The sequence below is a fragment of the Pedococcus sp. genome, assembly GCF_036000045.1.
Lineage (GTDB): Bacteria > Actinomycetota > Actinomycetes > Actinomycetales > Dermatophilaceae > Pedococcus.
Genome location: NZ_DASYGF010000072.1, coordinates 14,035 through 33,684 on the forward strand (window position 1 = coordinate 14,035; position 19,650 = coordinate 33,684).

Consider the following 19,650-nt stretch of genomic DNA (forward strand, 5'->3'; position numbering starts at 1 on the left):
CGGCTCACCACCAGGCGGAGTCGAGCTTGCCCTCGATGCTGCGCAGGTGCTCGCGGCTGCACCGGTCGCACGTCCAGACCTCGCGGCCGTTCTCGGTGCCGCGCGTCCAGGTCAGTCGCGCGAACGCCGGGTCCGGTGCGGCGCCACCGCAGGTGGCGCACACCGGCGGAGCCTCGTCGTCGGCCATGCTCAGTGGGCCGAGGATGCAGCCGACGACGCCGACGGTTTCGCCGCCGCGTCCTTGGCCTTGGCCTGCGCCTTCGCGGCCTGCTTGAACTCGCGAACCTTCGCCAGAGACTCGGCATCCACGACGTCGGCCACCGAACGGTAGGAGCCATCTTCGGCATACGGGCCGACGGCCTCCTGCCAGCCCGCAGGGCGCACGTCCAGGCGCTTGCCGAGCAGGGCCGCGAAGATGCGCGCCTTCTGGTCGCCGAACCCAGGGAGGTCGCGCAGCCGGGTGAGCAGGTCTGGAGTGTCGCGCGCCTCAGTCCAGATCGCTTCGGCGCGACCGTCGTACCGGTCGCGGACGACTGCGGCCAGCTGCTGGACGCGTCCCGCCATCGAGCGGCCATATCGGTGGATCGCGGGCGGGGTCGAGCACAGGTCGGCGAACGCCTCGGGCTCGGCGGCGGCGATAGCGTCGGGGGCCAGCGTTCCGAACCGGTCGAGGATCTTCCACGGGCCGCGGAAGGCGTGCTCCATCGGGTACTGCTGGTCGAGCAGCATGCCCACGAGCAAGGCGAAGGGGTCGCTGCTCAGGACCTCGTCGGCGGCCGGGTCCTGGGCGATGCGGATCTGGACGGGCATGCTCGCCAGCCTAGCCACGGCGCGTGCTGACTTGAACCATGAAGAACCCACCGGGACGACCCCAGAGGGACGTCCCGGCGGGTTCGGGCGACGGGGTTACCGGGCCAGCATGCGAGGAAGGGCGTGCAGCATCTCGTGCTGCGCCTTCGCCTCGAGCCGGCGCTGGTACTCCCGTTGGCGGTGCCGTCGATGGGCACGCGCCAGGTCGGCATACAACGCCTGGAACATGTCGAAGCTCCTGGTGGGTGAGGATGAGAAGGGTGAGTCGAACGGCACGGTCGTCACGCGGCGACCGGGTTCTTGCGCGGACGTCCGCGCGGACGCTTGCGGGCGACGATGGCTCCCTGGACGAAGAGCTCGCCGCCCCAGACGCCCCACGGCTCGGCGCGGTCGATGGCGCCTGCGAGACAGGCCGTCACCGCCGGGCACGTGTGGCACAGCGACTTGGCGAACTCGACGTCAGCGGGGCTCTCGGCGAACCACAGCTCGGCGTCGTTGTCTCGACACGGGATGCCTGCGCCGACAGTGGCGGCCTGCTCGACCAGGTCGTGGACTGCGCTCAGCTGCATCGGGTGTCACCTCCCTCTTCTCGTCCCGCCGTGGTGGTGGCAGGTCCTTGCGGTGCGGTCTGGCCGGTGCTCCTCCGGTCGGAGGTCGGCCCGTTCTCTTCGGTGTTCTCGTGCTGCGTCATCGGTGCTGCGTCTTCCTGCCTGTGGTGCGGAAGGCCTGTGGTGCGGAAGCCTGTGGCGCTGAACAAACGTGTCTGGACAAACAGAAAGGCCGCGGATCCCGGATGTCGGGTTCCGCGGCCTCGAAGAGAGCCTGCTGGCTGGTGGCCTAGACAGGTGGTTCTCCGAGGGAGCGGAACGCGAGGTCCTTGGTGGTGACGCCAAAGCCGCCGAAGCAGGAGGTCGGAGCCTGGGCATCGGCGATCATCGGGACGCCGTAGGCGGCGCTGGGCACAGTGGTCCCGTTGACCGGTCCGCGGGTGCCTGCGAGGAGGACGCGGCCGGCCTCGGGGCACACGGAGCGGACGCGGGACGTGTGCGTCGCGTCGATCGTCATCGTGGTGTTCTTCATCGGGCCAACCCTCCTTCGGGTGCGTGGTGGGCGCCAGCGTGGTCGGTGTGACGGCTGGGGTGCGTTCGTCAAGGGTAGAGCAGCGCTCGCGACAGCAGCAACGGATTTATCGGAATTTCGGGTAAAGAAACGGAAGTCCTACGGTCAGCTCTCGGATCTCGTTGCGGCAGAACGCATCTCGAGCACCTCGTCGACCTCGGCCCCACCCAGGATCGCCAGCACCTGGGTGCCATAGAGGCCGAGCTTGCGGACGCCGACACCTGAGATCTGCGCCAGCTCGCCGTCGGACTTCGGCTCGCGCTCGGCGATGGCCGTGAGGGTCGCGTCGGTGAAGACGACGTATGCCGGGACGCTCGCCTCGCGCGCCACCGCGAGACGCCAGGTGCGGAGGCGCTCGAAGGTCGCCTCGTCGTAGGCAGGCGGGCAGTCCGCGCACCGGCCGGTCTTGCGCTGGGCCGCGGTGGTGAGCTCGGTGCCGCAGCCGCGGCAGTGGGCGGGCAGCGCGGGCTTGAGCGCCTTGGTCCCGCGCCGGCCCGTGGCAGTCGCCTTGGGCTGCGACCGCGCCCCCTCGCCGAGGATGCTCGCGGCCCCGTCGAGGAAGCGCGAGGGGCGACGGGTCTGGCGGCCGCCGGGCGTGCGCGCGCCGGCCCACGACAGCCGAAGCTCTCGGCGGGCGCGGGTGACGCCGACATAGGTCAGCCGCCGCTCCTCCTCGATCGCCTCGGGCGTGTCGGCCATGGCGATAGGCAGGTAGCCGTCGGAGCACCCGGCGAGGAACACGACGTCCCACTCCAAGCCCTTGGCGGCGTGCAGGGAGGCCAGGGTGACGCCCTGCACTGCAGGGGCATGCTGGGCGGAGGCGCGCTCGTCCAGCTCGCGGACGAAGTCGGGCAGCCGGGCGTCGGGGTTGGCCGCCACCAGGTCGTCCGAGAGCGCCGCGAGCGCTGCGAGCGACTCCCAGCGCTCGCGCGCGGCGCCGCCCGAGGTCGGGGCCTCCCGGGTCCAGCCCGCGCCGAGCAGCACGTCGCGCACCAGCTCGGGCAGCGCGATGCTGCCGTCGTCGGAGCGGGCCGCACCCCGCATCAGCAACACGGCATCGCGGACCTCGGGCCTGGAGAAGAACCGCTCACCGCCACGCACGAGGTAGGGAATCCCGCGGTCCGCGAGTGCCGACTCGAACGCCTCGGACTGACCGTTCGTGCGGAACAGCACCGCGACCTCGCCCGGCGACACGCCCCGGGCGACCCGTTCGGCGATCTCGGCGGCGATCGCCGTCGCCTCGGCCGGGTCGTCGGGATGAGCGGTCAAGGCGGGGACCGGCCCCTGCTCGGCCTGGGCCTGCAGCTGCACCGCGTTGCCGCGCAGGCCTCCTGACGGCCCCCGGACGATGAGGTTGGCGAGGCTGACGATCTGTGGTGTCGAGCGGTAGTTGCGCACCAGGCGCACGACCCTGGCGTCCCTGTGCCGCTCGGTGAAACCGAGCAGGTGGCGCGGGCTGGCCCCGGTGAACGAGTAGATGGTCTGGGCCGGGTCTCCCACCACGCAGACGTCCTGGCGCTCGCCCACCCACAGATCGAGCAGCCGTTGCTGAAGCGCGTTGACGTCTTGGTACTCGTCGACGACGAAGTGGCGGTACTGGGCGCGCACCGCCCTGGCGATGTCCTCGCGCTCAGCCAGGATGCCGACCGTCAGCAGCAGCACGTCCTCGAAGTCGATCACGCCCCGCTGGGTCTTGACCTGCTCGTAGGCCTCGAGCACCCGGGCCATGGCGGTGGCGTCCAAGCCGGGCGGCTCGCGGCGCGCGGCGCGGGCGCCGGCGGCATAGGTCTCCGGGGTGAGCATGGAGACCTTGGCCCACTCCACCTCCGCGGCGAGGTCGCGGATGGCGGTGCGGTCACGAGCGAGGTCGAGCCGCAGCGAGGCAGCGGCCTGGGCGACCGCCGAGGCCTTCTGGCTCATCACCTCGGGAGCGGCGCCGCCGACCGCCTGCGGCCAGAAGAAGTGCAGCTGGCGCAGGGCAGCCGCGTGGAACGTGCGGGCCTGGACGCCGCCCACGGCTAGTGAGCGAAGGCGGGTGCGCATCTCGCCGGCGGCCCGCGCCGTGAACGTCACCGCCAGGACGCGCTGCGGCTGGTAGGCGCCCGAGTGCACGCCGTAGGCGATCCGATGCGTGATGGCCCGGGTCTTGCCCGTGCCTGCGCCGGCGAGCACGCACATGGGCCCCAGCGGGTGCGCGGCCACCTCACGCTGCTCAGGGTCGAGCGCCCCCAGGATCTCGTCGGCGGAGGGGTGCACAGGTATGCCGTGGAGCTGGGTCGCCATCGGCCCGATCCTGTCAGACGGGGGCGACAGCGCCCACCCCGCCTCGGCGCGGTGGGCGTGTGCCGCCACCCTCAGGACTGGACCAGGCCGTAGACCTTGGTGACGTGGATGCTCAGCACGCGCCGGTGGTCGCGCACCATGGCCGCCCGGTAGTCATCCCAGTCGGGGTGGTCCTCGCCGCGGATCATGCGGTAGAGCTCGACCAGCTCCTCGACGGTCGCGTCGTCGGGACCCGACGCTACTGGCGAGAGCTCGGCGTCGCCGTCGAGCACGGCATAGGACCAGCCGTCGGAGGAGGTGACCAGCAGCGAGGCGCGGGGGTCGCGAAGCAGGTTGGCCACCTTGGCCCGACCGTCGACGACAGAGACCCTGATCGTGGGACCGGTCGTGGGGCCGCCAGGGTCGAGGGCGAAGTTGACCATCGAGAGCTGGGGCCGCCCGTCCTTCTTGATCGCGGCCAGTGTCCCGAGGTTGCGGCTGGCGGCAAGGGTGAGCAGGGCGGGATCGAGGTCGGCAGGCGAAGGCATGCCCCATCATGGTCATGAACGTCACATCGGCAAGGGAAGAGGGGGCGCGTCGACGATGTTGAGGGTGATGGCCACTCAGTCCATCGAACAGGAAGACACCATGCCGAACTCCGTGACCAAGGTTCCCGCCCCCGGCTCCGTGACCATGTTCACCACCTCGTGGTGCGGGTACTGCAACCGGCTGAAGGCGCAGATGGGCCGCGAGGGCATCGGCTTCACCGAGGTGAACATCGAGGAGGAGCCCGATGCGGTGGCCTTCGTGATGGACGTCAACGGTGGCAACCAGACCGTGCCGACCCTGCTCTTCCCGGACGGCTCCGCCGCGACGAACCCGTCGATCAACGAGGTCAAGAAGCGCCTCGCCTCCTGAGGCGACGCCCGCGCCTACACCTCGTCCAGGCCGTGGCCCAGCCACCGCTCGATGAGGCGGCGGGCGATCGAGAGGCGGGTCGACGCGCCGACCCTGCCTGAGGCGAGCACCGCGCGGTAGTCCTCGCGGGTGAACCACCGCGCCTCGGCGATCTCGGACTCCTGGAGGCGCAGGTTCTCCAGCTCGTCCTCGCTGCCCGTGGCCCGAGCGGTGAAGCCCACCATGAGCGAGCTCGGGAACGGCCACGGCTGGTCACCGAGGTACGACACGTCGGACACCTCGAGGCCGACCTCCTCACGGACCTCACGCGCCACCGCCGCGGCCAGGCTCTCCCCCGGTTCCAGGAACCCGGCCAGCACCGAGAACCGTCCCTCGCCCCACCCCGCACCGCGCGCCAGCAGGATCCGGTCACGGTCGTCCACGACCGAGACGATGATGGCGACGTCCGTGCGCGGGTAGTGCTCCGTCCCGTCGCTCGTGCAGCGTCGCAGCCACCCTGCCTGCACCGGCTTGGTCGGCGCGCCACAGCGGGGACAGTGGGTGTGGGCGGCATGCCAGTTCGCGAGCGCCAGCGCGGTGGCGAAGAGCGTGGCGTCGCGGTCGTCGAGGTCGGCGCCGATCTGGCGGAGGGTGCGCCAGGCCGGGTGCGCGTCCTGCTCGGCTTGGGGCCGCACCACCGCGACGTATGCCGTGCCGTCGGCGTCCTGCCCGAGGAACACCACCAGCCCTGTGGCGTCAGCCGGTTCGGGGGCGCGGAGCACGAGGGCTGACGCGGCGGCCCGTTCGCCGTCCTGGGGCTCGCGCAGCTCCACCTGGTCGCCGTGCAGGACCAGGACCCTGGTCCCGGGGTCGGCCAGCAGTGTCTGCATGAGCCCGGGCTCGACGCGGCGCTCTGCGCGACGGTCGAGGCCCGGACGCGCAAGGGAGAGATTCGGCAGAGTTTCCAACAGGCGGCCCACGCCTCCACCCTAGGCGGGGCCGTTCGGCATACGGTGACCGTGTGGACCGCAGCCCCCTCTTCCTCGCAGCCCTGGCCAGCGCTGCCGTGCCGGGACTCGACCCCGCCAGCGTCGAGGCCGTACCGGGGGCACCTGACCACCAGTACGACCTCGCGTTCGTCCAGGACACCCAGCACCGCCGGTGGGTGGTGCGCGTGCCGCGCAGCGCTGCGGCGGCGGCTGAGATGGAGGCAACGTTCGGGCTGCTCGCGCTGCTGTCCCGCCGGCTGCCGTTCGGGGTGCCGACGCCGCGAGGCTTCGTGGCCCTGAAGGAGGGCGGTCGTGCGGCGGTGTACCCCTATCTGCCGGGGCGCAGCATCGACTTCGGCGCGCTGCCGTCCGGCCCCGGTCTGGCTGCCGAGCTGGGGCGCTCCATCGCGGCACTGCACAACGCGGACCACGCGTTGTTCGAGGAAGCGGGGCTGCCGGCCTACGACGCCGACACCTACCGGACCCGACGGCTGAGCGAGCTCGACCGAGCGGCCAGCACCGGACACGTGCCCACCGGGCTCCTCAGCCGCTGGGAGAGGGCCCTCGAGGACGTCCGCTGGTGGCGCTTCGCACCGACCCCGACCCACGGCGACCTCACCGGCGACCAGGTGCTCGCCGTCTTCGCCGACGACCACGACGCCGCGAGTGGCACGGTCAAGGCCATCACGGGCTGGGAGGACGCCAAGGTCGCCGACCCGGCCGACGACTTCTTCGCCTTGGTCACGCAGGCCCCACCCCGCGCCTTCGAGACCCTGATGGAGGCCTACGCGCACGCCCGCAGCGAGCGGCCGGACGCACATCTCGTCCCCCGAGCGCGGCTGTCCGCGGAGATGCGCCGGCTCGGCGAGCTGATGAGCGCTGTCGCCGTGGGCGACCGGCGCGCCGTCGAGCGCCAGGCGAGCGCGCTGCGGCGTCTGGACGAACGTGTCCACGCGGAGGACCAGGCAGAGAGCGACTACACGCGCCCATCGATGGCACCCGCCCGGCGCCGGGGGCCCGTCCTGGTGCCACCAGCGGTCGCCGACGAGGACGAGGATCTCGGCGACGACGATGTGGAGGTCATGTTCGCTCCAAGAGCGCAGGACACCACTGAGATCGAGGTCGGACGCGGGGGCGAGGCAGCGCCGGAGCAGGTGCGCGAGCACGAACCTCTCTCCGAGCCTCAGCCGCAGGCGGAACCTGAGTCGGCGCGCGAGCCCCAGCCTCAGCCGGAGCCTCAGCCGGAGCCTCAGCCGGAGTCTGAGCCGGAGCCGATCGGCGGCGAGGACCCGGGCCCGGAGTTCGAGCCCGGCTTCTCAAGCGGCGAGACACACCGCTAGTCGGGAACCGAGCGCAGCAGCTCGGCGAGCTCTTGCTCGCCAGGCAGCGCCGGCCGCACGGTCTCACCCGTGCCCGCGTAGTAGAAGGCGCCGTCGACATGGTTGGGGTCCAGACCCCGCAGCCGCGCAAAGGCCACCCGGTATGCCGCGAGCTGCAGGGCACGGGTGCGCGACAGGTCGCCGGTGGGCTTGGCCCCCGTCTTCCAGTCGACGATCGTGAAGCCGCCGTCCTCACGCGGGAAGACGGCGTCGATCCGGCCCCGGACGGCGATCCCGTCGATGACCGTCTCGAGGGCGATCTCGATCTCGGCAGGCGTCCGGTGGGCCCACTCGCTGGCGAGGAACCGCTCCTTCATCGAGGGCAGCTCGGCGTCGTCGCCCGGATCCTCGTCGGCGCTGCCGGGCAGGTCCAGGACGTCGACCATGGCGGCCCGGGCGAAGTGTTGCTCGACCCAGGCATGGAACGCCGTGCCCCTGCGGGCCGCGAGGGCGGGCGGCTCGGGCATCGGCCGGCGCAGGCCCGACGCGAACCGCTCGGGGTCCTGCGCCAACGCGACCACCGCCGACGCCGACAGGTGGCGCGGCAGGAGCACCGTCTGCGGCCCTCGCTCGGACTGGCGACGCCGCTCCTCCAGGAGCAACGAGAGCTCCTCGAGGATGGGCAGGCTCTCGCCAGGAAGCGGGAGCACGCCCTGCTCGGCCTGGGGTGCGTGGGCCGGCGCTGCGGCATACTCCTCGATCGCCGCGCGGACCGCGGCCGCGCCATCGGCCAAGGCGGCCCGGCGCTCGGCCAGGGGGTCAGCCGGCCACTGCACGGACGTCTGCAGGGTCGCCATGGGGTTCTGCGCCTCGTCGGGCGTGCTGGCGTCGGGCATGGGCGCCCACTCGAGCACGTGCACGGGCAACGGGTGGTCGGCGCTGGTCACCTCGAGCAGGAAGCGTGAGGTCACCTTGGGGGTCTTGCCGTCGGTCCAGACCGGGGCGGTCACCAGCATGTCGGCCTTCGCGCGGGTGAACGCGACATAAGCCAGGCGGCGCTCCTCCTCGACCCCGTGTTCCCCGCCGGCGTGGAGGAACCGCTCGAGGCGCTGCTCCATGTCCTTCCAGTCGGTCGCCCCACGCCAGTCCAGGACAGGCAGACCGTCGCGGTCACCGCGCAGGTCATAGGGGATGCCTCCGTCGGACAGCCCGCCGACCCAGCCGCGCGACTTGGGCGCCGAGACCACCCACTCCTGCCCGTTGGACCGGCTGGCCGCGGACGACAGGGCGGGGAAAGACCCCTCGACCAGGCCGGGAACGGCAACGGCATCCCACTCCAGGCCCTTGGCGGCGTGGATCGTGAGGATCTGGACGGCGTCGTCGGACGCCTCGATGTAGCCCTTGTCGAGCCCGCGCTCCTCCTTGAGGGCAGCTGCCAGCCACGCCAGGAAGCCGCCCAGGGTCGGCCGGTCGGCGCTCACCGTGAACGTCGCGGCGACATCGGCGAAGGCGTCAAGATGGGCCCGCGCCGCAGCAGGCGTGTAGCCCTCGCGGGCCAACACCTCGATGTCGAGCCCCAGGACGCGCTCAGCCTCGCCCACGAGGTCGGCCAGCGGCAGGGCCGTCAGCGAACGCAGGCGGCGGATCGCGCGACGCAGGTCGTGCAACCGCGGCAGCGCCGCGTCACTGACCCGCCTCCCGTCGTGGCTCGTCCAGCCGGGGCGCGGTAGGTCGTCGACCGCCTCGACGATGCTCACGCGGTCGGAGCTGTCGGGCGCCTGGTCGCGCGGCGACGACGGCCCGGCCGGCACCGACAGCCCGCCGGCGGGGGCGCCCTGGGCATCGTCGTCGTCGGCAGGAGTGTCGCGCTCGGAGCGGCCGAGCCGCAGGTCCTGCTGATGTCTGGCCCAGGCCATCAGCCCATCGAGATCAGCGGCTCCCAGACGGCACAGGGGGCCGGTCAACAGCCTCATCAGCTGGTCACCACGGGTCGGGTCGTGGACGACCTGCAGCAGCGCGGTGATGTCCTCGACCTCGGGGGTCAGCAACAGACCACCGAGTCCCACGACCTCGTAGGGGATCCCCCGGGCCTCCAGGGCATCCATCACGGGACCGAACTGGGACCGTTTGCGGCAGAGCACGGCAGCCGAGGCCGCGCCCTCGCGCCGGCGGGCGTCCAGCCAGTCCGCGACCAGCGCCGCTTCGTCAGCTGCGGTGAGCACGCGGGCGGCGCTCACCCGACCTGCCCCCGCCCCCGGGCGGGCCGTCAGCGCGGCCACCGGCACCCGGGAGCGCTCGCGCAGCGGGACCGCGACCGCATTGGCCACCTCGAGCACGGCGATGTCGTTGCGCCAGCTCGTGGCCAACGGGCGCACCGGCACCGGGCCGTCGCCGGCGAAGGCGGTCCGGAACGCCGAGAGCGTCGTCGCGCTCGCCCCGCGCCACCCATAGATCGACTGGTGGGGGTCACCCACCGCCGTCACGGGCAACGGGTCGCTCCCGGGGGCCACGAACAGCGACCGGAGCAGCTCGAGCTGGGCGGCCGAGGTGTCCTGGAACTCGTCGAGCAGGACGGCGCCGAACCGCTGCCGCTCGATGGCGCCGATGTCCGGGAAGGTCATGGCGAGTCGGGCGGCCAGCGCCATCTGGTCGGCGAAGTCCATGGCGTCGCGCTCGCGCTTGAGCCGCAGGTAGCGCTCCACCATGGGCAGCACCCCGGCCCGCGCGCGCAGCTGCTCGCGCATCTTCTTGACGTCGCCGGGCAGGTCCTTGGCGCGGCTGGCACCGGGCGGCAGCGAGGCGAGGGCCTGCAGCACCTCGTCGAGGTATGCCGCGACCTCACCCGGCGCGACGAGGTGCTCGGACAGCTCGCCGGCGAGGTCGACGACCGCCGCCGTCACCGTGGACTCCGCGAACTGCACATGATCCATCGGGCCGTCGTAGCCCGCCACCACCTCGGCGGCGTACTGCCAGGCCGCCGCCTCCGACAGCAGCCGAGACTCGGACTCGTAGCCCAGCCGCAGGGCATGCTCGCGGACGAGCCGCCCGGCATACGAGTGGTAGGTCGAGACGGTCGGGGTGCCCCCGAGCACCTCGGCCCCCGTCTCACCGTCGTCCACGGGCGGTTGCCACACGCCGCGCTGCTGGAGGAGCCGCAACCGGCTGCCGATGCGCTCGGACAGCTCGGTCGCGGCCTTGCGGGTGAAGGTCAGGCCGAGCACCTGGTCGGGCTCCACGAAGCCGTTGGCCACCAGCCACACCACGCGCCCGGTCATCGTCTCGGTCTTGCCCGAACCGGCCCCGGCCACCACCAACAGCGCAGACAGCGGTGCCTCGATGACCTCGACCTGCTCGTCCGTGGGCTCGGGCTGGCCGAGAGCACGGGCAATGTCCTTGGCCGAGACCATCGTGCGGGTCGCCGTCACAGGACACGCCCCTCGGGTTGGGCTGGGCACGACGCCCTGCTGGCGCACATCGTGCACCAGTCGCCGATGGTCGCCTGGAAGGTCGACCCGGCCATGCCCTCTCCAGTTGCCGTGACGAGGTCGGCGGCCCACCCGGGCTCGTCGTCCTCGGCCAAGGGAGGCTGGGGCTGCAGGGTCGTCTTGACCAAGGCCGCCTTGCCGACCTGGAGAAGGGCGGCTCCGGCCGAGACGGTGCCATGGTCGCCGAACGCACCGCGCTCCACCCCGAGCTGGTAGGCCCCGAGCTGGGGATGGCGGGCCAGCTCGTCGTGCTTGGGCTTGTTGCTGCCTGTCTTGTAGTCGACCACGCGCAGGGCCGACCCGTCGGCGGTGCGCTCCAGCCGGTCGACCTTGCCGGTGAGGACCACCCGCCCGAGCACGACCCTCATGTCGACCTCGGCGCCGACGCGCACCCAACCCTCCGCGGCGGCCTCCTCGAAGTACCTCGCCAGACGCCGGACCATCTGGTGGGCCTCCAGGCGCTTGCGGTCGGACACCCAGCCGGACGGGAGCCCCAGGCGTCCCCAACGGGCGTCCACCTCGGCGACCATCGTGTCGGCGTCGACGTCGCCGAGGTCATAGGCGATGTCGTGCACGAGCGTGCCGATGTCGGCCGCCCCCACGCTCGGACCGTCGCCGCCGACCGAGCCCAGCAGCCACCGCAGACCGCAGCTGCCGAAGGACTCGACCTTGCTGGGCGAGACCCTGACCTCCTGGTCGGCCGCGCGGAGAGGCCTGTCGTCGGACACCGCGCGCATGACCCACCACTGGTCAGGGTCTGCACCGGGCACGGCCTCGTGGGCGAGCCGCGAGAGCGCAGCCACGGCAGTGCTGCGCTGCTCGCGGTCGGCCGAGAGCAGCTGGCGGCGCAGCTCACCGACCAGCGTCGGGAGGGTCATCGTGCGCGCAACATCGGCAAAGGGGCGATCGCCATGAGCCGCAATGGTCTCGGGGTCGATGACGTCGAGATAGACGGAAGGCTGCTCGTCATCGCTGCGGACGGCCGTCACCACGACCCGCTCGCTGGCCCGGGTCAGTGCGACGAGCAGGAGGCGCGTCTCGTCGTAGCGGACCGCGGCCTGGGCGGCGCGAAAGGTCGACGCGCGCCCGGTGACGACATCGACGAGGTGCTCGGAGCCCAGCAAGGACCCGCGCAACCGCAGGTCCGGCCACACGCCCTCCTGCACCCCCGCCACCACGACCAGCTGCCACTGCCGACCGGCGGCAGCCTGCGGCGTCGTGACGGTGACCGACTCGCCGACCGGTGACCGGGCGACGAGAGTGTCGCCAGGGATGTCCTGGCTGCCGATGTGGGTGAGGAACTCCTCGGGCCCCGCCTGAGGCAGGCGGTCGACGAACTTCGCGGCCGCGTCGAACAGCCCGACGACGGCGTCGAGATCGCGATCGGCGCGCGCGGCAGACGGCCCGCCATCGAGGGCCGCGGCCTGCCACTCGGGCCCGAGCCGCGTCGCAGACCACATCGCCCAGAGGACCGACTCGGCGCTGACACCGGGCTCCCAGCGCCACACGTCGCCCTCACGCGCACCTCGCGCCGCCGCGACACCTGCCGCGATGCTCGCGGCGACCCGGCGGGCCGGGTTCGCCTCGGGCCCCAGCTCGACCAGGGCCCCGGGCTGGGCCAGGGCCACGGCAAGCAGCTCGTCGCTGGTGCGGCCGCCGCCGTTCTCGAGCTCGATGCGGCGCATGGCCCGTCGCAGGCGTCGCAGGGTCACCGCATCGGCGCCGCCCACCGGGGAGGTGAGCGCGTCGACCGCCACCTGGGGGTCGAGCTGCTCGATGTCACCGCGAGCGAGCTCGAGCGCCACCTGGAGCAGCGCGAGCAGTGGTCGCACCGCCACCTCGTCGCGGACCGGCAGGTCGGTCGAGCTGCCCGCGACAGGAACCCCCGTGGCCATCAGCACCCGCCGCAGTGTCGCGGTGCGGCCCTGGCCACGGACGATCACGGCCATGTCGGACCAAGGCACTCCGTGGCGCAGGTGGGCCTCCCTCAGCTGAGCTGCGACGAACCCGGCCTCCTGGCTCACTGCACGCAGCAGGCGCACGTCGACCTGGCCCCCCGGCCGTGTGGGTGTGGAGAGCCGCTGAGCGCCCCCGCCCAGGGCGCCGATCTTGGGAGCGACCCTGCCAGCCGCGTCGTGGATGGCCTGCGGCAGCCGGTATGCCGTGGGCAACACCAGCGTGGGGCCGTCGCCCAACGCGGTCCACCCGTCGGCGAGGTAGCGCGGGTCGGCGCCGCGGAAGGTCTGGACCGCGCAGTCAGGGTCGCCGAGCAGGACGACGTCGATGCCTGGTCCCACCACGGTGCGCAACAGCCGGGCCGCGGCGGTCGTGAGCTCCTGGGCGTCGTCGACGACGACCAGGCGCAGGCCGGACCTGAGCCGGTCGAGGGCTTCAGGGTCCTCGTCGAGGAGGTCGGCGGCGGCCCCGAGGATCCAGGCCGGGTCGTAGGCGCCCGGCGCCGACAGGGCGGTGACCTCGTCGTACTCAGCAAGGACGTCCGCCGCTGCCACCCACTCTGGCCGGTCGTGGGCACGCCCGAGGTGAGCCAGGTCCTGGGGCTCGAGGCCGTGCTCGACCGCGCGCATCAGCAGGTCGCGCAGCTCGTGGCGGAACCCTCGGGTGGGCAGCGCGAGGTGCAGCCGGTCCGGCCAGGCCGGCCCAGAGCCCTCGGTCGCATGTCCAGCGAGCAGCTCGCGGAGGATGACGTCCTGCTCGGGGCCGCTCAGCAGGCGCGGCGTCGGGTCGCCACGCAGGGCCGCCGCCTGGCGCAGGATGCCGAAGCCGAACGCCTGGAGGGTCCGGGCCAGCGGCTCGGTCGACGTGCGCCCCAGCCGCGCGGTGACGCGCTCCCGCAGGCTGCCCGCGGCCACCCGTGAGGAGGTGAGCATGAGGCACTGGTCAGGGGTGGCCTCACCCGCCTCGACGCGGCTCGCGACGAGCTCCACCGCCGTCGTCGTCTTGCCGGTGCCGGGGCCGCCGAGCACGCGCAGCACGCCGCCGCGGTGGTCGAGCACCGCCCGCTGGACCTCGTCGAGCGGGGGCGCGTCGGCCACCACGCTCGGAGCTCGGCGCAGGGTCAGCACGGCACCGATTCCATCACCTCGCACCGACAGGGGCACGGGCGACCTGCCGACCCCGCGGCGCCGGAGGACGACGCTCCCCCGACCACGCCAGTCAGCCGCCGGGGCGTCTCGCGTCGAGCCACCGCGCCCGCGCGAGGTCCACCCGCCGGCCGTCCACCGGCCCGCGCACCAGCGGGGTGCCCTCCTCGCGGTAGTGCGCCAGCGCCTCGTCCTCCAGCCCCTGCGGGAAGTAGCCACCCGCGCGGATCACCCGCCACCACGGCACGTCGGAGCCATACCTGGCCATGACCGTCCCGACGCCCCGGGGGCCGCCACGTCCCAGCAGCTCGGCGATGTCGCCATAGGTCATCACCCGTGCCTCGGGGATCTGGTCGACGACCTCGAGCACGTCGTCGGCGAACTCGCTGGGCAGCCCGAAGTCCCGTCCGTCGCTCACCATCGCCCCACCTAGTACGTCGGCAGGCTCGGGTCGACGTCCTGCACCCAGGCCAGCACCCCACCTGTGAGGTTGGCGACGTCCAGGCGACCGGTGGCTACTAGCAGCGCCGCGGCCTCAGCGGAGCGGACCCCCGACTTGCAGTGCAGGACCACCGGCATGCCGCCGGGCAGCTGGGCAGCGGCGGTTCCGGACCGGAACTCGTCCAGGTGGATCGCCCGGGCGCCGGGGATCGAGACGACCTCGCGCTCCCCCGGCTCACGCACGTCGACGAGCTCGAACCTGGTCTCCCCCCGGTCGCGGGCGGCCAGCATCGAGGCCAGCTCGACGGCCGTCACCTCGGCGAAGCCGGGCACGGCAACCCCGGCGGCGTGATCGGTGTCGGAGGCACCCGGCATACCGCAGAAGTCGTCGTAGTCGACCAGAGCAGTCACCGTCGGCGACTCACCGCAGACCGGGCACTGCGGATCGGCCCGAACCGTGAGCGAGTCCCAGGTCTGGCGCAGGGAGTCGTGGACGAGCAGCCGTCCCACGAGCGGGTCGCCCTGACCGGTGATGAGCTTGACCGTCTCGGCCACCTGCACCGACCCGATCGCCGCGCAGAGCACCCCCAGGACCCCGCCGGTCGCGCACGAGGGGACGGCGTCCGGCGGCGGAGGGTCGGGGAACACGCATCGGTAGCAGGGCCCCACGCCGGCGAACCACACCGACACCTGCCCGTCGAACCGGTAGATCGACCCCCAGACGTGCGGCAGACCCAGCAGCACACAGGCATCGTTGACCAGGTACCTGGTGGCGAAGTTGTCGGCGCCGTCGAGCACGACGTCATAGTCCGCGAGGATCTCCAGCGCGTTCTCGGAGGTGAGCCGCAGGTCGTGGCACACGACGGTGACCAGTGGGTTGATCCCCGCCACCGTCTCGGCAGCCGACTCGGTCTTGGGCCGCCCCACGTCGGCGACGCCGTGGATGACCTGGCGCTGGAGGTTCGAGGTCTCCACCACGTCGTCGTCGACGACACCGATCGTGCCCACCCCGGCGGCGGCGAGGTACATCAGCGCCGGCGACCCCAGACCGCCGGCCCCCACCACGAGGACTCGGGCGTTGGCGAGCCGTCGCTGCCCCTCCAGGCCCACCTGGGGGAGCAGGATGTGGCGGGCGTAGCGGGCCTTCTGCTCGGCGGTGAGCTCAGAGCCCGGGGGGACCAGCGGCGGGATGGCCATGTGAGTCACGTTACCCACCCGTACGATGTCCAGGACACCGCAGCCAGGCCCGCCACGAACCGACCACGAGCCGACGACGAACAGAGAGGCCCCATGGCGCTTCGCACCGTAGCCCCGAGCCCTGACGCCAAGCAGCCCGGCCAGCCCGGCCAGCGCATGCCGCGCTCGGCTCGCCGCGTGCAGCTCCTCGAGGCAGCGCAGGCCGCGTTCGTCGAGTCCGGCTACCACGCGGCCGCCATGGACGACATCGCCGAGCGCGCCGGCGTCTCCAAGCCGGTTCTCTACCAGCACTTCCCGGGCAAGCTCGAGCTCTATCTGGCGCTGCTCGACAAGCACAGCGAGGGACTCGAGCAGCTGGTCCGCGAGGCTCTGGCCTCCACCCACGACAACAAGGAGCGGGTCTACGCGACGATCAACGCGTACTTCGACTTCGTGTCCCGCGACGGCGCCGCGTTCCGCCTCATCTTCGAGTCCGACCTCACCAACGAGTCGGCCGTCCGCAACCGGCTCGACGCGGTGGGGCTGGTGTGCGCCGAGGCGGTCGCCGAGGTCATCGCCGAGGACACCGGCCTCACGGACGAGGACGCGTCCCTGCTCGGCATGGCCCTGACCGGCCTTGCTCAGGTCAGTGCCCGGCACTGGCTGGCGCAGGGGTCCGACGTCCCCAAGGACGAGGCAGCGCGGCTCGTCGGAGCGCTGGCCTGGCGGGGCCTGGGCTCCTTCCCCATGGTGGGCGGGGAAGGTTCCGCGGACCCCGCTCGTTAGCCTTTCCGCCAGACCACGACACGCGCGTATGCCGCGTGTCCCTTCTCGAAAAGAAAGGCACCACCGTGGAGGTCAAGATCGGCGTGCAGAACGTGGCCCGTGAGATCACGTTCGAGACCGACGAGAGCGCCGAGGAGGTCCTCAAGGCCGTCAGCGACGCCATCGCGAACGGCACTGCACTCACGTTGACGGGTGAGAAGGGCCGCAAGGTCATGGTGCCCGCCGGCGTCTTGGGCTACGTCCAGATCGGCGAGTCCGAGAAGCGCGGGGTCGGGTTCGGCAACATCTGACCGATCCCTGCGGTGCAGCAGGTCGGTTGTTGTCACACCGTGACCAACCTGAGAGCCTGCTGAACGCGCGCGAGCCCGCGAACAGGTGTTGAGTGAAGGGGTCCGGGCCGGCTGACGGCCCCCTCGCATCGCGCGGCCTGCGCAGAAGGAGAGCAACAGATGATCGGAACGATTATCGGCGCCATCATCGGCGGCCTCATCATCGGAGCCCTGGCCCGGTTGGTCCTCCCTGGCAAGCAGAACATCTCGCTGCTGATGACCATCATCCTGGGCATCCTCGGGTCGCTGATCGCCTCGTGGCTCGTCTACCAGGTCGGGTACCACAACTCCAACGGCGGGTTCCAGTGGATCCCGTTCATCGTCGGGATCGTCGTCGCGGCGATCCTGATCGTGATCTACGGCAACGTGACGGGCCGGCGAAACACCAACGTCTGACCCCACACGACGCTGACTCACGCGCACGTCGAAGGGGCCCCGTCCACGCGGACGGGGCCCCTTCGACATACCTGAGCTTTCGGGGGCCGGGCTCAGGCCGACAGGCCTAGGCGTCCCATCCGGCGGGTGTGCTCGTCGGTGAGCCGCGCGAACATCCGGCCGAGCTCGGCGAGGTCGGCGCTGGGGCGGCCCGGCGCCCCGACGCCACCCACGAGCAGCGAGGCCAGGGCGTCGCGCTCCACGGCGACCTGCTGAGCCTGCGAGAGTGCCTCGCCCACGAGCCGGCGGCCCCACAGGGCCAGCCGCCCCGCGATGCGGGGGTCGCCGGCGATCGACTCGCGCACGACCTTGACCACGAACTCGGCCTGCCCGACGTCCTCCATGGCCGAGTGCACGAGGGCCTGGGTCGAGGGGTCCACGTAGGCGGCGATCTCGCGGTAGAAGTCGGTGGCGATGCCGTCGCCGACGTAGGCCTTGACCAGCCCCTCGAGCCACGTGCTGGGCTTGGTTCGCTCGTGGAAGGCATCGATCGGGGCGATGAACGGCGCCATCGCCTCCTCGGGGTCCATGCCCATCTGGTCGAGCCGGGCCACGAGGGTCTCGTAGTGGCGGAACTCCGCCACGGCCAGCGCGGCCACCGACGCCTTGAGCGGCTGGGTGGGCGCGAGCTCGGAGTCCCCCGCCAGGCGCGTGAAGGCAGTCAGCTCACCGTAGGCGAGCACTCCCAGCAGGTCGGCGACCGCGTCGCGGTACTGGGGATCGGCCAGCCAGTCGTCCTGGGTCATGGCCGACACCTTACTGTCGCGTAGCGTCGCGGCTGGTGTGGCGCGGTCTGAGCACGACGGACGGGTACACTGGCAGCACCAACAGGTGCCCGGTCGGCACACCTCTGCTGCGGAGCCCGCTTCGCACCCCCTCGAAGACCTCCGATCGGCTCGCTGTGCGACGGCCGCTCATCCGGAGCGGCCCCGATCGAGAGAACTTCATGACCGACACCACTGTGAGCGCTGACGCGACCACGCCCGTTGCCCCTTCGTTCGCCGACTTCGACGTCCACCCCGACATCGTCGCCTCCCTGGCCGAGGCGGGAATCGTCACCCCGTTCCCCATCCAGGCGATGACGCTCCCCGTCGCGCTGGCGGGCCACGACATCATCGGCCAGGCCAAGACCGGCACGGGCAAGACGCTGGGCTTCGGCGTGCCGATGCTCAACCGCGCCATCGCGCGCGGCGACGCCGCCTGGGACAGCTTCCCGTATGCCGGCAAGCCCCAGGCCCTCGCCGTCGCCCCCACCCGCGAGCTCGCCGTCCAGGTGGCCAGCGACCTCGAGCGGGCGGGCAAGGGGCGCGGCATCCGGGTGCTCACCGTCTACGGCGGCCGCGCCTACGAGCCCCAGATCGAGGCGCTCGCCAAGGGCGTCGAGGTCGTCGTCGGCACCCCCGGACGGCTCATCGACCTCGCCAAGCAGGGACACCTCGACCTCTCGCACGTGAAGTCGGTCGTGCTCGACGAGGCCGACGAGATGCTCGACCTCGGGTTCCTGCCCGACGTCGAGAAGCTCCTGGCCATGACGCCCGGGTCCCGCCAGACCATGCTGTTCTCGGCCACCATGCCCGGTGCGGTGGTCGCCCTGGCCCGCCGCTACATGAGCCAGCCGACGCATATCCGCGCGATGGGCGACGACCAGGAGAACGCCCACACCGTCAAGGCCGTCGAGCAGTTCGTCTACCGGGCGCATGCCATGGACAAGGTCGAGATGCTGGCCCGCATGCTGCAGGCCGAGGGCCGTGGCCTGACCATCGTCTTCAGCCGCACCAAGCGCACCGCCGCCAAGGTGGCCGACGAGCTGACCGACCGCGGCTTCGCGGCGGCGGCCATCCACGGCGACCTCGGCCAGGGCGCTCGCGAGCAGGCGTTGCGGGCGTTCCGCAACGGCAAGGTCGACATCCTGGTCGCCACGGATGTGGCCGCGCGGGGCATCGACGTCGACAACGTCACCCATGTCATCAACTACCAGTGCCCCGAGGACGAGAAGACCTACCTGCACCGCATCGGCCGCACCGCTCGGGCCGGCAACACCGGCATCGCAGTGACCTTCGTCGACTGGGACGATATGCCTCGCTGGGGGCTCATCAACAAGACGCTCGACCTCGGCATCCCTGAGCCGGAGGAGACGTACTCCTCGTCCGACCACCTCTACGAGCAGCTCGACATCCCGCGCACCGCAAAGGGCCGACTCCCCAAGTCCGCCCAGAAGCTCGCCGGTCTCGACGCCGAGGTGCTCGAGGACCTCGGCGAGACGGGCAAGTCCGGTGGGCGGCGGCCCTCCGGGGGTCGCAGCAGTGGCCGTGACGCGAGCGGTGGCAGCCGCGGGTCAGAGGGCCGCGGCTCGGAGCGTCGCAGCGGGAGCCAGCCGGCCGCGGAGGGCGAGAGCGCGGGAGCTCCCCGCCGCAACCGCAACCGCCGCCGTACCCGTGGCGGAGAGCCCAGCCAGAGCTGAGTCGCGCTCGCCCGAGCCGACCTGCGGAGTGGTCAGCAGT

Annotated in this window: 19 protein-coding genes; 6 read left to right on the forward strand and 13 right to left on the reverse strand. The window is 72.1% G+C overall.

Translation table 11 applies throughout. The features are described from left to right. Nucleotides 1-4 precede the first annotated feature (4 nt). The 7 genes from VGN50_RS10975 to VGN50_RS11005 form a co-directional block, all read right to left on the reverse strand. Nucleotides 5-187, reverse strand: coding sequence for a hypothetical protein (locus tag VGN50_RS10975; RefSeq protein WP_327444809.1), 183 nt, complete (start codon nt 185-187; stop codon nt 5-7). A 2-nt stretch (nt 188-189) separates the two neighbouring features. Beyond that, nucleotides 190-810: an HhH-GPD-type base excision DNA repair protein gene (locus VGN50_RS10980; protein ID WP_327444810.1), complete on the reverse strand. Its 621-nt coding sequence runs from the start codon at nt 808-810 to the stop codon at nt 190-192. A 96-nt stretch (nt 811-906) separates the two neighbouring features. Then, entirely contained in the window at nt 907-1,095 is a 189-nt protein-coding gene (locus VGN50_RS10985; RefSeq protein ID WP_327444811.1) for a hypothetical protein, read from the reverse strand. Next, entirely contained in the window at nt 1,092-1,379 is a 288-nt protein-coding gene (locus VGN50_RS10990) for a WhiB family transcriptional regulator (protein WP_327444812.1), read from the reverse strand. The genes VGN50_RS10985 and VGN50_RS10990 overlap by 4 nt, the downstream gene beginning before the upstream one ends. Nucleotides 1,380-1,647: 268 nt before the next feature. After that, nucleotides 1,648-1,890: a hypothetical protein gene (locus tag VGN50_RS10995; protein ID WP_327444813.1), complete on the reverse strand. Its 243-nt coding sequence runs from the start codon at nt 1,888-1,890 to the stop codon at nt 1,648-1,650. A gap of 144 nt (nt 1,891-2,034) precedes the next feature. Then, nucleotides 2,035-4,212 carry an ATP-dependent DNA helicase UvrD2 gene (locus VGN50_RS11000; RefSeq protein ID WP_327444814.1) on the reverse strand — a complete coding sequence of 726 codons (2,178 nt, stop codon included), beginning with the start codon at nt 4,210-4,212 and terminating at the stop codon, nt 2,035-2,037. Nucleotides 4,213-4,283: 71 nt separating this feature from the next. Beyond that, nucleotides 4,284-4,739, reverse strand: a complete 456-nt coding sequence (locus VGN50_RS11005) for a PPOX class F420-dependent oxidoreductase (protein ID WP_327444815.1) — start codon at nt 4,737-4,739, stop codon at nt 4,284-4,286. 100 nt (nt 4,740-4,839) lie between these two features. Between VGN50_RS11005 and VGN50_RS11010 the strand changes: the two genes are divergently transcribed. Further along, nucleotides 4,840-5,109 carry a mycoredoxin gene (locus VGN50_RS11010; protein ID WP_327444816.1) on the forward strand — a complete coding sequence of 90 codons (270 nt, stop codon included), beginning with the start codon at nt 4,840-4,842 and terminating at the stop codon, nt 5,107-5,109. A gap of 14 nt (nt 5,110-5,123) precedes the next feature. Here VGN50_RS11010 and nudC read toward each other — a convergent pair whose 3' ends face one another. Next, entirely contained in the window at nt 5,124-5,978 is an 855-nt protein-coding gene (nudC, locus tag VGN50_RS11015) for an NAD(+) diphosphatase (RefSeq protein WP_327444817.1), read from the reverse strand. A gap of 131 nt (nt 5,979-6,109) precedes the next feature. Here nudC and VGN50_RS11020 point away from each other — a divergent pair, with 131 nt between their 5' ends. Then, nucleotides 6,110-7,417: a phosphotransferase gene (locus VGN50_RS11020; protein WP_327444818.1), complete on the forward strand. Its 1,308-nt coding sequence runs from the start codon at nt 6,110-6,112 to the stop codon at nt 7,415-7,417. On the opposite strand, the gene VGN50_RS11025 is transcribed toward VGN50_RS11020, so the two are convergent. The 4 genes from VGN50_RS11025 to moeB all read right to left on the reverse strand — a co-directional run bounded on the left by VGN50_RS11025 (nt 7,414) and on the right by moeB (nt 15,620). Then, nucleotides 7,414-10,821 carry an ATP-dependent helicase gene (locus VGN50_RS11025; protein ID WP_327444819.1) on the reverse strand — a complete coding sequence of 1,136 codons (3,408 nt, stop codon included), beginning with the start codon at nt 10,819-10,821 and terminating at the stop codon, nt 7,414-7,416. The genes VGN50_RS11020 and VGN50_RS11025 overlap by 4 nt on opposite strands. Next, nucleotides 10,818-13,964 carry an ATP-dependent DNA helicase gene (locus VGN50_RS11030; protein ID WP_327444820.1) on the reverse strand — a complete coding sequence of 1,049 codons (3,147 nt, stop codon included), beginning with the start codon at nt 13,962-13,964 and terminating at the stop codon, nt 10,818-10,820. Before VGN50_RS11030 ends, VGN50_RS11025 begins: the two co-directional genes overlap by 4 nt. Nucleotides 13,965-14,055: 91 nt before the next feature. Then, complete coding sequence (locus VGN50_RS11035; protein ID WP_327444821.1) at nt 14,056-14,400, reverse strand: MGMT family protein; 345 nt, start codon at nt 14,398-14,400, stop codon at nt 14,056-14,058. A gap of 11 nt (nt 14,401-14,411) precedes the next feature. After that, nucleotides 14,412-15,620, reverse strand: coding sequence for a molybdopterin-synthase adenylyltransferase MoeB (moeB, locus tag VGN50_RS11040; protein WP_327444822.1), 1,209 nt, complete (start codon nt 15,618-15,620; stop codon nt 14,412-14,414). 93 nt (nt 15,621-15,713) lie between these two features. On the opposite strand from moeB, the gene VGN50_RS11045 reads away from it, so the two are divergent. From VGN50_RS11045 to VGN50_RS11055, 3 genes are all read left to right on the forward strand, one after another. Beyond that, nucleotides 15,714-16,385 (forward strand): TetR/AcrR family transcriptional regulator, encoded by a 672-nt coding sequence (locus tag VGN50_RS11045; RefSeq protein WP_327444823.1) that lies wholly within the window; start codon nt 15,714-15,716, stop codon nt 16,383-16,385. A 65-nt stretch (nt 16,386-16,450) separates the two neighbouring features. Continuing rightward, nucleotides 16,451-16,675, forward strand: coding sequence for a DUF3107 domain-containing protein (locus VGN50_RS11050; RefSeq protein WP_327444899.1), 225 nt, complete (start codon nt 16,451-16,453; stop codon nt 16,673-16,675). Between the two features lie 159 nt (nt 16,676-16,834). Beyond that, nucleotides 16,835-17,110, forward strand: a complete 276-nt coding sequence (locus tag VGN50_RS11055) for a GlsB/YeaQ/YmgE family stress response membrane protein (RefSeq protein ID WP_327444825.1) — start codon at nt 16,835-16,837, stop codon at nt 17,108-17,110. Between the two features lie 92 nt (nt 17,111-17,202). Here the strand turns inward: VGN50_RS11055 and VGN50_RS11060 are convergent, their stop codons facing one another. Further along, nucleotides 17,203-17,895 (reverse strand): ferritin-like fold-containing protein, encoded by a 693-nt coding sequence (locus tag VGN50_RS11060; RefSeq protein WP_327444826.1) that lies wholly within the window; start codon nt 17,893-17,895, stop codon nt 17,203-17,205. Between the two features lie 200 nt (nt 17,896-18,095). Here VGN50_RS11060 and VGN50_RS11065 point away from each other — a divergent pair, with 200 nt between their 5' ends. Further along, nucleotides 18,096-19,610 carry a DEAD/DEAH box helicase gene (locus VGN50_RS11065; RefSeq protein ID WP_327444827.1) on the forward strand — a complete coding sequence of 505 codons (1,515 nt, stop codon included), beginning with the start codon at nt 18,096-18,098 and terminating at the stop codon, nt 19,608-19,610. The last annotated feature ends 40 nt before the right edge of the window (nt 19,611-19,650 follow it).